Origin of the sequence: Bacillus nitratireducens (assembly GCF_036320425.1) — a bacterium.
Lineage (GTDB): Bacteria > Bacillota > Bacilli > Bacillales > Bacillaceae_G > Bacillus_A > Bacillus_A nitratireducens.
On record NZ_JAUMJO010000002.1, the window covers coordinates 250,390 to 262,975 of the forward strand.

Genomic DNA, 12,586 nt, shown 5'->3' on the forward strand with positions numbered 1-12,586 from the left:
GACTGGTCTTATTCTTTTTTTGTGCATTAGGAAATATGATGTTTGTGAAAAATGACGGAAAAACCACATGCATAAAATCCCCTTCAAAGGAAATACTTTACACTGTACAGCAACTCCCGATAGGAGGGAACACTTTGACGAGAAACAAAGTAGAAATTTGCGGTGTTGATACAGCTAAACTTCCAGTACTAAAAAATGAAGAGATGCGTAAATTATTTCGTGAAATGCAAAGTGGAGAGATAAGCGCAAGAGAGAAATTAGTGAATGGAAACTTACGTCTTGTACTGAGCGTCATCCAAAGATTTAACAACAGAGGAGAATATGTTGATGATTTATTTCAAGTTGGCTGCATTGGACTTATGAAATCCATTGATAATTTTGATTTAGGCCAAAATGTAAAATTTTCAACGTATGCTGTGCCGATGATTATTGGGGAAATACGCAGATATTTGCGTGATAACAATCCAATTCGCGTATCTCGCTCGTTACGAGATATCGCGTATAAAGCATTACAAGTAAGAGAGAAATTGATTGCTGAAAATTCGAAAGAACCGACAGCAATGGATATTGCAAAAGTTCTTGAAGTGACGCATGAAGAAATTGTTTTTGCGTTAGATGCTATTCAAGACCCAGTTTCACTATTTGAACCGATTTATAATGATGGGGGAGATCCTATTTTTGTTATGGATCAGTTAAGTGATGAAAAACAAAAGGACGAGCAGTGGGTTGAAGAACTAGCGTTGAAAGAGGGGATGAAGCGTTTAAATGATCGTGAGAAAATGATTATTCGAAAACGTTTCTTCCAAGGAAAGACACAGATGGAAGTTGCCGAAGAAATTGGGATTTCTCAGGCGCAAGTATCACGTTTGGAGAAGTCTGCTATTAAGCAAATGAATAAGACGATTCAAGGATAAGGCTCTCACCAGTTATGGTGTGGGCTTTTTTTATGTGTAATATTTTGCGCTCATAGTAAAGTAGGTCGGTTCATATAATGAAAATAAAATGGATGTTCTATTAGTAGAAGTTAAATACTGTTTATCTACTTTAAAATTTGGCTGAAGTAAAGACGTTAGGTGGAAGTCTGCGGTCCGTAAAAGTCCGATTAGCATGGGGGAATAGTCAGTAGGGAGGAACAAAATCTCCACTGATTAAGGTTACACTTTATTTGAGAGCGTACTTACAATTCATGATATAAGGGAGAGGATGAATATGATAAGAATTTCGGAGTTTCAAATGAAGGACGTTGTGAATATTTCAGATGGAAAAAGACTTGGAAATATTGGAGATATTGATTTTGATATAGACACAGGAAAGATTAGGGCAGTTATTATTTCCAAGCAGACACGAATGCTTGGACTATTTGGAAAGGAAGTAGAATTTGTAATTCCTTGGGAGAAAATTATGAAAATTGGGGAAGATGTCATACTTGTGAGAGTGGATAATATTAATTCTGTAACAGAATCAATACAAACACCGACAATTTCTTAAAGAATATTACAAATTCCTCTTTTTTTTCAGTTGTCATTATGAAAAAATAAAAGTATGGTAAAATAGACAGGAAGTACCATGCTTTTTTATATTATTTTAATTAAAAGGAGCCGCTTTATGAGAGAACCATTTAAATATGTGGACGGTATACTGTATTTACAAGCGTGGAAAGAACTTGGGAACATTACTGTTGGATTTACGACAAAAGATGGTGGAGTAAGTACAGGCTCCTTTCATGCGATGAATTTAGGATTACATGTGAATGATATCGTGGAGAATGTTCATGAAAATAGACGCATTTTAGCGAATAAGTTACAAAAACCATTAGAAAAATGGATTTGCTCTGAACAAGTTCATGACCATCATGTTGAGAAAGTAGGATTGCAAGAAAAAGGGAAAGGCGTTTATTCATATGAAGACGGTATTCCAAAAACGGATGGCATTTATACGACGAACAAAGATGTTCTCTTAACATCTTGTTACGCTGATTGTGTTCCGCTCTATTTTTATGCACCATCACATGATATGATAGGACTTGCGCATGCTGGATGGAAAGGGACTGTAACAGAGATTGCGAAAGAAATGATTCAAAAGTGGAATGCAGAAGGTGTTTCAAGTGATGAAATTCATGTCGCAATTGGGCCGGCAATCGGATCATGTTGTTATGTTGTTGATGATCGTGTATTAACAGCAGCACAGCAAGTAGTAAACGGATCTGTTCCTCATAAAGTAATTTCTGATGGTCAGTATGCAATTAATTTAAAAGAAGTTAATCGTATATTATGTGTACAAGCAGGCATAAAAGAAGAACATATTGTAATGTCATCTCTTTGTACAAGCTGTGAAGAACAATTATTTTTCTCTCATCGTCGTGATCAAGGTAAGACGGGGAGAATGTTGAGTTTCATAGGTTTTAAGGAGGAGTGAAGCAAGTGACAGTGCAAGGGAATTTAGCAGGTGTAAACGAAGCAATTAAAGAATCTTGTGCACGAGCTGGACGTTCGATGAAAGATATTAAGCTCGTGGCAGTTACAAAAACTGTAGGAATTGAAAAAACAAGCGAAGTAATTGAAGCAGGAATTATTGATTTAGGTGAAAATAGAAATGAAGGTTTCTCACAAAAATACGAGCATTTCGGTTCAAAAGTAAATTGGCATTTTATTGGCTCATTGCAAACGAGAAAAGTAAAAGAAATCATTAATGAGATTGATTATTTACACTCATTAGATCGTCTCTCACTTGCAAAAGAAATTCAAAAACGTGCTGATAAGAAAGTTAAATGCTTTATTCAAGTGAAAACATCATCTGAAGAATCAAAGCAAGGATTGGCGATAGAAGAAACAATTTCTTTTATTCAAAGTTTGCAAGAATTGGATAAGATTGAAGTGGTAGGATTAATGACAATGGCTCCGTTTACAGGAGAAGAAGAAGAGATTCGTCGCTGCTTTAAGGAATTGCGCATGCTACAAACAGAGGTGCAAGAGCTAGAATTATTACATGCACCATGTAAAGAATTATCAATGGGAATGTCAAATGATTACACGATTGCAATTGAGGAAGGCGCTACATATATTCGTTTGGGAACGGTTTTAGTAGGAAAAGCGTAAGAGGAAGGAGAAAGTTATTATGAGTTGGTCAAAAGTAAAATACTTCTTTTTTGACACACCGGAAGAAAAAGAAGCAGCTCAATATAGTTATGAAAAGGAGCAAACAGACATGAAAAAGCAACAAGATCCCCCAGAACAACAAGATGTTCCGTTTGCGAAAGTGCAACCGAAGCAAAATGTAGTGAGTATTGAAAAAGCGAAGCAATCTTCAAAAGTTGTTTTACTAGAACCACGTACATATTCGGAAGCGCAAGGCATTTCGGATCACTTAAAAGGTAGACGAGCTGTTGTAATTAATTTGCAAAGAATGTCTACAGATCAAGCGGTGCGTATCGTTGACTTTTTAAGTGGTACTGTATACGCTATAGGCGGGGATATTCAAAAAATAGGCCCGAAAACATTTATGTGTACACCTGAAAATGTAGATATTGTTGGTGCAATTTCAGAGTTATTCGGTGAAGAAGAAGACACAAATATAAAGAGGTGGTAATACGCGATGGATACAGTTTTAACAGTTTTACTTTCTGCTTTCGAGATTTACTCGTGGGCACTTATTATTTACATTCTCCTATCATGGTTCCCTGGTGCAAAGGAATCAGCTTTTGGAGAGTTTCTTGCGCGTATTTGTGAACCGTATTTAGAACCATTTCGCAGATTTATTCCGCCGCTTGGTATGATTGACATCTCTCCACTCGTTGCGATTTTTGCGTTGAAACTTGCTACAAGTGGTTTAGTAAGTTTATTCCGCTATTTCTTATAGTAAGAGGTTATATGCATGAGCATCTACGAGCATTTTAGACCTGATGAAGTGGTCTTTGTGGATAAAGTATTAGAGTGGAAACAGGCGGCTGAGTATCATCAAGTCAAGTTAACAGATTTTCTTGATCCAAGACAGCAACAAATTGTCTCTATGGTAATAGGGCAAGGAGAGGTTGCTGTACGCTTTGATGGTGCGATGCCTGAATCTGAACGAAAAAGAGCACTAATTTATCCAGACTATCTAGAATTAAATGAAGAGGAATTTCAAGTAGAAGTATTAGAAATTGACTATCCTTCCAAATTTTACACGCTAGAACACAGGCAAATATTAGGTGCATTTATGTCACTTGGTTTAACAAGGGAAAAATGTGGTGATATTTTGCTTCAAGAAAATCGTGCCCAAATTGCAGTTGCAAAAGAAGTTGCATCGTATATTGAAATGAACTTACAATCAATAGGGAAAGTGAAAGTATCTCTCACGCCTGTACAAGCAGAACAAATTTTGCGTGTCGGTGAAAAGTGGGGAGAGAAATCTGGAACAGTTTCGTCACTTCGTCTAGATGTTTTGTTGGCTGAAATGTTACATATATCCAGGCAGAAAGTACAGCCTCTTATAAAAGGTGGCTTAGTAAAAGTCAATTGGAAAACAGTAGAGCAAACTGCATATGAATGTTTTCCAGGGGATGTATTCTCGATTAGAGGATACGGAAGAAGTAAAATATTTTCTGTAGAAGGTAAAACGAAGCGCGACAAATGGAGAATTTTGTATGGTATACTAAAATGATTGGTTTTTTAGAAGGAAATCCTCCTATTTTGTCGAAGAAAAGATATAATTAAAAGAGGAAATTTAGATAAATACTTGGAGGTGGCGTTGTGCCGTTAACACCATTAGATATTCATAACAAAGAATTTGGTCGCGGATTCCGTGGCTATGATGAAGATCAAGTAAATGAGTTTCTTGATCAAATTATCAAAGATTATGAATTAGTCATTCGTGAGAAAAAAGCTTTAGAAGAAAAGGTTGCGCAATTAGAAGGAAAGTTAGATCATTTTTCTAATATTGAAGATACGCTAAACAAATCTATCGTTGTTGCACAAGAGGCAGCGGAAGAAGTGAAACGTAATGCGCAAAAAGAAGCGAAATTAATCGTACGTGAAGCGGAAAAGAATGCAGATCGTATCATTAACGAAGCGTTAGTAAAATCAAGAAAAGTGGCATTTGATATTGAAGAATTAAAAAAACAAGCAAAAGTATTCCGTACTCGTTTCCGTATGCTATTAGAAACGCAGCTTGAAATGTTAAACAACGATGATTGGGATAAACTAATTGAGTTAGAGGACGAAGTGGACGAGCTGTTGAAAAAAGAAGAAACAGTGTAAGCTTGACGTTTTTCTCATTATTACATATAATTTTAAACAGCATATTTATTAAGAAAAACGAAGATAGGGATAAGTACCTTTTTCATACCTTATATAGCGAACTGAGGATGGTGTAAGCTCAGGATAAGGAGATAATGGGAATATCACCCTGGAGTTCCGCGCTGAACAAATAGAGTAAGCGTCGGCGTATATTCGCGTTAAGAATATAAAGAGGATTGTATACATACGTATAGGATCTACTAGGGTGGTACCGCGGGAGACTTTCTCGTCCCTTTTTGGGATGAGAAAGTCTCTTTTTTATTCCGTTTTTTAAGTGTTTCTTTTATACATGTAAGGAGGAATTGAGCATGGAGTACAAAAATACATTACTAATGCCAAAAACAGAGTTCCCAATGCGTGGGAATTTACCAAAACGTGAGCCTGCAATGCAAGAACAGTGGGCTGAAATGAATATTTATGAAAAGGTACAAGAACATACGAAAGGTCGTCCTTTATTTGTACTGCATGATGGACCTCCATATGCGAATGGTGACATTCATATGGGACATGCATTAAATAAAGTGTTAAAAGACTTTATTGTTCGTTATAAATCAATGACGGGTTACTGCGCACCATATGTACCAGGTTGGGATACACACGGTTTACCAATTGAGCAAGCTTTAACAAATAAAGGTGTAAAGCGTAAAGAAATGACAGTTGCTGAGTTCCGTAAGTTATGTGCAGAGTATGCATATGAGCAAGTGGAACGTCAACGTGAACAATTTAAGCGTTTAGGTGTACGTGCAGATTGGGATAATCCATATATTACTTTAGAGCCAGCTTATGAAGCACAACAAATTAAAGTGTTTGGTGACATGGCGAAAAAAGGTTATATCTATAAAGGACAGAAACCAGTTTACTGGTCTCCAACAAGTGAATCAGCTTTAGCAGAAGCTGAAATTGAATATCAAGATAAAAAATCAGCATCTATTTACGTAGCATTCCCTGTAAAAGACGGAAAGAACGTATTAGAAGGTGATGAGAAATACATTATCTGGACAACAACGCCTTGGACGTTACCTGCAAACTTAGGTATTTCTGTTCACCCAGAACTTGAATATGCTATTGTGAAAGTAAATGATGAGAAATATATCATCGCTTCTGAACTATTTGAGACAGTTGCAAAAACGTTAGAGTGGGAAAATGCTGAAGTTGTGAAAACGGTAAAAGGTAGCGAACTTGAGTATACAGTTGCAAAACATCCATTCTACGATCGTGACTCATTAGTTATGCTAGGAGAGCACGTAACAACAGATGCAGGTACAGGTTGTGTTCATACAGCACCAGGACACGGGGAAGATGACTTCGTTGTTGGTAAAAAGTATGGCTTAGAAGTACTTTGCCCAGTTGATGATAAAGGTGTATTGACAAATGAAGCACCAGGATTTGAAGGCTTATTCTATGATAAAGCTAACAAGCCAATTACAGAAAAATTAGAAGAAGTAGGCGCGTTACTGAAACTAACATTCATTACGCATTCATACCCACATGATTGGAGAACGAAAAAACCAATTATTTTCCGTGCGACAGCACAGTGGTTTGCATCTATTGAAGCGTTCCGTAAAGAGTTATTAGAAGCTGTTGCGGAAACAAAATGGGTACCAGCATGGGGAGAAACGCGTCTTCATAATATGGTTCGTGACCGTGGTGATTGGTGTATTTCTCGTCAGCGTGCATGGGGTGTGCCAATTCCTGTATTCTATGCAGAAAATGGTGATCCAATTATTACAGATGAAACAATTAACCATGTAGCAGATTTATTCCGTGAGCACGGTTCTAACGTATGGTTCGAGCGTGAAGCGAAAGATTTATTACCAGAAGGATTTACACATACAGGTAGCCCAAATGGTGAATTCCGTAAAGAAACAGACATCATGGATGTATGGTTCGATTCAGGTTCTTCTCACCAAGCGGTATTAGAAGAGCGCGAAGACTTACAACGTCCAGCTGATTTATATTTAGAAGGGTCTGACCAGTATCGTGGTTGGTTTAACTCTTCATTATCAACAGCAGTTGCTGTAACTGGTAAAGCTCCATATAAAGGCGTACTAAGCCATGGTTTCGTACTAGATGGTGAAGGACGTAAAATGAGTAAGTCGATTGGAAACATCGTCGTACCGAAGAAAATTATGGATCAATTAGGCGGAGACATTTTACGCTTATGGGTATCTTCTGTTGACTATCAATCTGATGTACGTATCTCAGATGATATTTTAAAACAAGTAGCAGAAGTGTATCGTAAAATCCGTAACACATTCCGTTTCTTATTAGGAAACTTAGATGACTTTAATCCAAGTGAAAATACAGTAGCGGTAGCTGAACTTCGTGAAGTAGATCGTTACATGTTAGTGAAGTTAAATGACTTAATTACAAAAGTAAAAGATGCATATGAAACATATGACTTTGCTGCTGTATATCATGCAATTCACAACTTCTGTACAATTGATCTAAGTTCATTCTACTTAGACTTTGCAAAAGACATTTTATACATTGAAGGTGCAGATCACGCGGATCGTCGTGCGATTCAAACTGTATTATATGATGTTCTTGTTGCATTAACGAAACTTGTAACGCCAATCTTACCTCATACAGCTGATGAAGTATGGCCATATGTTCCTGGTGCAGAAGAAGAAAGCGTACAGTTAACTAATATGCCAGAAGCTACAGAAGTAGAGGGTTCAGAAGCGTTAAGAGCAAAATGGGATGCATTTATGACATTACGTGATGACGTTTTAAAAGCGTTAGAAGTAGCTCGTAATGAGAAAGTAATTGGTAAGTCATTAAATGCGAGCATTACGCTATATCCGACTGCAGAAATGAAGGCTACGTTAGAGTCTATTAGCGAAGACTTAAAGCAATTATTCATCGTCTCTGAGTATAAACTTGGTGGTACAATTGAAGAAGCGCCAACAGAAGCACCAAAGTATGAGCATACAGCTGTAGTTGTAGCACAGGCGACAGGTGAGACGTGTGAACGTTGTTGGGTTGTTTCAGAAACAATTGGTAAAGATGCAGAACATGAAACATTATGTGAGCGTTGTGCAACAGTTGTTAAAGAAAACTATGTAAAATAATAAAAAACTGATTGCGCGCAAGTGCAGTCAGTTTTTTTGTTTTTTTTGTTGATGATATATTAAAATAATTTTCACTCTCTTTCCTATGAAGGAAAAATGTGTGTGAGGTAAGCATGAGAATTTCGGACACACTAATTGTACATTGCAGCTGGGAGGAATGTACACGTGAATGAAATGTATATGGAAATCAAAGAAGAATTGCAATTGATGAGAAAAGAATTGCAAGAGAGACTAGCTAAAGAAGTCATGCACAAATATGATACAGAGTTCAGCCAAGAACTTGGATATGAAATAAAGGAAGAGATAAAGAAAAAATTGCTATTACATGATATAAAAGAGGATTTAAAAGATGTAGAACGTGCATTATTTAAGATGGAAATAGATATGTACGGTATTTGTGAAGAAACTGGGAGAGCAATTTCTACAAAACAAATGAAAACAATGCCGACTGCCCGTACGATTCATGAATTTTTCTATGAAAAGGTAAATGTATGAATACGCACGACGATATTATGTTACCTTTTTTTAATTTATTTTATTCTTCTATAAAGGTTCATTGTGAAAAGGTAGCAGCTATGCTAAAATTTTGAGGTACACTGTCTTTGTGGGGGAAATGAAAATGATATATTATGTAATAGCGTTATTTGTCATTGCCATCGATCAAATATCGAAGTGGCTAATTGTAAAGAACATGGAATTGGGTACAAGCATTCCGATTATCGATAATGTATTATACATAACATCACATCGAAATAGAGGAGCTGCCTGGGGTATTTTAGAAAATAAAATGTGGTTCTTCTACATTATTACAGTCGTTTTCGTAGCGTTTATCGTATTTTATATGAAAAAGTATGCGAAAACAGACAAGCTTCTAGGTATTTCATTAGGTCTAATTTTAGGCGGAGCAATTGGCAATTTTATTGATCGTGTATTTAGACAAGAAGTAGTGGATTTCATTCACGTGTATATTTTCTCGTACAACTATCCAGTATTCAATATAGCTGACTCAGCATTGTGTATTGGCGTTGTGTTAATTATTATTCAAACAGTATTAGAAGGAAAGAAAACGAAGGAGTAATTGAATGAGTGAAGTAGTACAAGTAACAGTTGCAGAAGAACAAAAAAGTGAGCGAATTGATAAATTCGTTGCAGAAATAAACAGTGAATGGTCACGTTCACAAGTACAACAATGGATTAAAGATGATGTTGTTACAGTTAATGGAAAGTCAGTTAAAGTGAATTATAAAGTAAAAGGAAATGATGAAATTACAGTAACAATTCCTGACCCAGAAGAGTTAGATATTCAACCAGAAGATATGAATTTAGAAATTTATTATGAAGATGCAGATGTACTCGTTGTAAATAAGCCACGTGGTATGGTTGTGCATCCGGCACCAGGACACACAAGCGGTACGCTTGTAAACGGACTTATGCATCATTGCACAGACCTATCAGGTATTAACGGTGTAATGCGTCCTGGTATCGTGCATCGTATTGATAAAGATACATCTGGACTATTAATGGTTGCTAAAAATGATATGGCGCACGAATCACTTGTAAATCAACTTGTAGCAAAAACAGTAACAAGACGCTACAAAGCGATTGTACACGGTGTAATTCCACATGATAAAGGAACGATCGATGCGCCAATTGGTCGCGATAAGAAAGAACGTCAAAGCATGACAGTTGATGAAAATGGTAAGAATGCTGTTACACACTTCCAGGTGTTAGAACGCTTTAAAGATTTTACACTTGTAGAATGTCGCTTAGAAACGGGACGTACGCACCAAATTCGTGTTCATATGAAATATATTGGCTATCCACTTGCAGGAGATCCGAAGTATGGTCCGAAGAAAACATTAGACATGAATGGACAAGCACTTCACGCAGGCATTTTAGGGTTTGACCATCCTCGTACTGGTGAATATATTCAGTTTGAGGCACCGATTCCAGAAGTGTTTGAAGACGCATTAAATATTTTACGGAAATAGTATTGACAAATCATAAGAAAACTGAGATACTGACAACAGTTAAATAATGATCCTTTAACACAGCCCCGTGAGGTTGAGAAGGTAACGGTTTGAAATACATAGGGTATGCTGTACCCTTTTTTCAAAAGTCCTCTCGCACACGCTGAGAGGACTTTTTTTATACCATTACTCTCACGCAAGAAAAAAAGCTTGGAGGTGTAGAGCATGCAAGAGAAAGCTGTCGTTTTAGATGACCAAATGATTCGCCGCGCTTTAACACGAATTAGTCATGAAATCGTGGAACGAAATAAAGGTGTCGATAATTGTGTTCTTGTCGGAATTAAAACTCGTGGAATTTTTATTGCACAACGTTTGGCAGAACGAATTGGTCAAATTGAAGGAAAAGAAATGGAAGTTGGAGAACTAGATATTACGTTATATCGTGATGATCTAACACTACAATCGAAAAATGAAGAACCACTTGTAAAAGGTTCTGATATCCCTGTAGATATTACGAAGAAAAAAGTTATCCTTGTGGATGATGTATTATACACAGGAAGAACAGTTCGAGCAGCAATGGATGCTCTTATGGATTTAGGTAGACCATCACAAATCCAACTGGCGGTTCTTGTTGATAGAGGTCATCGTGAACTACCAATTCGCGCTGATTATGTAGGAAAGAACATTCCAACATCAAGTGAAGAGCGTATCGAAGTTGATTTGCAAGAGACAGATCAACAAGATCGAGTAAGCATATACGATAAGTAAAGCCCTTTTAAATGTAGTCCTGTGAGGCTGCCAAAGGGTCTTGGCTTTCATATGTCAAATTTGGCATACGAAAGTGTAGGACTCTTTGTGCACAGGCACAAAGAGTTTTTTTATTGCAAAGATTTAAACTGAAGGAGGATGTAACAATGGAACAAAAGCCAGTGTTAGACGTTAATGAAGTACCGAAACCGGGAAAATGGTTATTTTTAAGTATACAACATTTGTTCGCGATGTTTGGATCAACAGTGCTTGTTCCGTTTTTAACAGGATTGAATCCGTCAGTAGCATTAATATCAAGTGGATTAGGAACGCTAGCGTTTCTTCTTATAACGAAAGGTCAAGTACCTGCCTATCTAGGATCATCATTCGCCTTTATCGCACCGATTATAACAGCGAAAACAGCAGGTGGACCTGGAGCAGCAATGCTCGGTGGTTTGTTTGCAGGACTTGTGTACATCTTAATCTCACTCGGAATTAAGAAGTCAGGATCAGAGTGGATTATGAAATTACTTCCGCCAATCGTAGTTGGTCCAGTCGTAATGGTAATCGGTCTAGCTTTAGCACATACAGCAGTTAACATGGCGATGAACGGTGCGGATGGCAAATATAGCTTTACACACTTTTCAGTAGCATTAGTAACATTAGCAATTACAATTATCTGCTCTATATTCGGAAGAGGGTTTTTCAGTATCATACCAGTGTTACTGGGCATTATCGGCGGATATATCTTCGCTTACTTCCAAGGGCTAGTAAACTTAAAGCCGGTAGCTGAGGCAAAATGGTTTGTTGTACCAGATTTCACAGTACCATTTGTAACATATACTCCGGAGTTTTCGTGGAAGATTGTACTCTTGATGGTACCAGTTGCACTAGTAACAATTTCAGAACATATCGGACATCAAATTGTACTTGGAAATGTTATTAAAAGAGATTTAATTGAAAAACCAGGCTTACACCGTTCAATATTCGGTGATGGGATAGCAACATTAATCGCATCACTAATAGGTGGGCCACCGAATACAACGTACGGTGAAAACATCGGTGTGCTAGCAATTACGAGAGCATACAGTGTATACTTATTCATCGGTTCAGCGGTGTTCGCAATCATGTTCGGGTTTATCGGTAAGATTTCTGCACTAATTCATTCGATCCCAACACCGGTTATGGGTGGTGTATCAATCTTACTATTCGGTGTAATCGCATCAAGCGGATTACGCATGATGGTAGATGATAAAACAGACCTAAGTGACAAACGAAACTTAATGATTGCATCAGTAATACTAGTAATCGGTATTGGTGGAGCGGTACTCCACGTAGGAGAATCGTTCCAAGTAGAAGGAATGGCACTAGCAGCAATTGTAGGTGTACTATTAAATCTACTACTACCGGAAACGAAACAAATAAAACAATCTAAGCAGATTGCTTCATAATAATAACCTTTTAATTCAGTCCTGTGAGACCGGAAAGGGTGGCTTCTTTCATGCACCCTAGTCTCACATGA

The 12,586-nt window shown here is 37.2% G+C and carries 14 protein-coding genes and 1 other annotated feature; all 14 genes read left to right on the forward strand.

Annotated features, from left to right (window positions below; translation table 11 throughout):
• Positions 1-134 precede the first annotated feature (134 nt).
• Complete coding sequence (gene sigG, locus Q3V31_RS07660) at positions 135-914, forward strand: RNA polymerase sporulation sigma factor SigG (RefSeq protein WP_000197755.1); 780 nt, start codon at positions 135-137, stop codon at positions 912-914.
• A 295-nt stretch (positions 915-1,209) separates the two neighbouring features.
• Entirely contained in the window at positions 1,210-1,488 is a 279-nt protein-coding gene (locus Q3V31_RS07665) for a YlmC/YmxH family sporulation protein (RefSeq protein WP_000619396.1), read from the forward strand.
• Between the two features lie 117 nt (positions 1,489-1,605).
• Complete coding sequence (gene pgeF / locus Q3V31_RS07670) at positions 1,606-2,415, forward strand: peptidoglycan editing factor PgeF (RefSeq protein WP_001209024.1); 810 nt, start codon at positions 1,606-1,608, stop codon at positions 2,413-2,415.
• Positions 2,416-2,420: 5 nt separating this feature from the next.
• Entirely contained in the window at positions 2,421-3,095 is a 675-nt protein-coding gene (locus Q3V31_RS07675; protein WP_000218014.1) for a YggS family pyridoxal phosphate-dependent enzyme, read from the forward strand.
• A gap of 19 nt (positions 3,096-3,114) precedes the next feature.
• Positions 3,115-3,585, forward strand: coding sequence for a cell division protein SepF (locus tag Q3V31_RS07680; protein WP_000119132.1), 471 nt, complete (start codon positions 3,115-3,117; stop codon positions 3,583-3,585).
• Positions 3,586-3,591: 6 nt separating this feature from the next.
• Positions 3,592-3,855: a YggT family protein gene (locus tag Q3V31_RS07685; RefSeq protein WP_000381909.1), complete on the forward strand. Its 264-nt coding sequence runs from the start codon at positions 3,592-3,594 to the stop codon at positions 3,853-3,855.
• Between the two features lie 15 nt (positions 3,856-3,870).
• Positions 3,871-4,638, forward strand: a complete 768-nt coding sequence (locus Q3V31_RS07690; RefSeq protein WP_000029718.1) for a YlmH family RNA-binding protein — start codon at positions 3,871-3,873, stop codon at positions 4,636-4,638.
• A gap of 89 nt (positions 4,639-4,727) precedes the next feature.
• Positions 4,728-5,234, forward strand: coding sequence for a septum site-determining protein DivIVA (divIVA, locus tag Q3V31_RS07695; RefSeq protein WP_001131611.1), 507 nt, complete (start codon positions 4,728-4,730; stop codon positions 5,232-5,234).
• 51 nt (positions 5,235-5,285) lie between these two features.
• Positions 5,286-5,510: a binding site (T-box leader), on the forward strand.
• A gap of 71 nt (positions 5,511-5,581) precedes the next feature.
• Positions 5,582-8,347 carry an isoleucine--tRNA ligase gene (gene ileS2, locus Q3V31_RS07700; protein WP_000455968.1) on the forward strand — a complete coding sequence of 922 codons (2,766 nt, stop codon included), beginning with the start codon at positions 5,582-5,584 and terminating at the stop codon, positions 8,345-8,347.
• A gap of 165 nt (positions 8,348-8,512) precedes the next feature.
• Complete coding sequence (locus tag Q3V31_RS07705) at positions 8,513-8,842, forward strand: TraR/DksA C4-type zinc finger protein (protein ID WP_001004662.1); 330 nt, start codon at positions 8,513-8,515, stop codon at positions 8,840-8,842.
• A gap of 124 nt (positions 8,843-8,966) precedes the next feature.
• The gene (gene lspA, locus Q3V31_RS07710) at positions 8,967-9,425 is read left to right on the forward strand and encodes a lipoprotein signal peptidase LspA (protein WP_000642178.1); all 459 of its coding nucleotides are present in this window, start codon (positions 8,967-8,969) and stop codon (positions 9,423-9,425) included.
• Positions 9,426-9,429: 4 nt separating this feature from the next.
• Entirely contained in the window at positions 9,430-10,338 is a 909-nt protein-coding gene (locus Q3V31_RS07715) for an RluA family pseudouridine synthase (RefSeq protein ID WP_000005850.1), read from the forward strand.
• Between the two features lie 204 nt (positions 10,339-10,542).
• Positions 10,543-11,085 carry a bifunctional pyrimidine operon transcriptional regulator/uracil phosphoribosyltransferase gene (pyrR, locus tag Q3V31_RS07720; protein WP_001156490.1) on the forward strand — a complete coding sequence of 181 codons (543 nt, stop codon included), beginning with the start codon at positions 10,543-10,545 and terminating at the stop codon, positions 11,083-11,085.
• A gap of 146 nt (positions 11,086-11,231) precedes the next feature.
• Complete coding sequence (uraA, locus tag Q3V31_RS07725; protein WP_000435919.1) at positions 11,232-12,515, forward strand: uracil permease; 1,284 nt, start codon at positions 11,232-11,234, stop codon at positions 12,513-12,515.
• Positions 12,516-12,586: the final 71 nt, after the last annotated feature.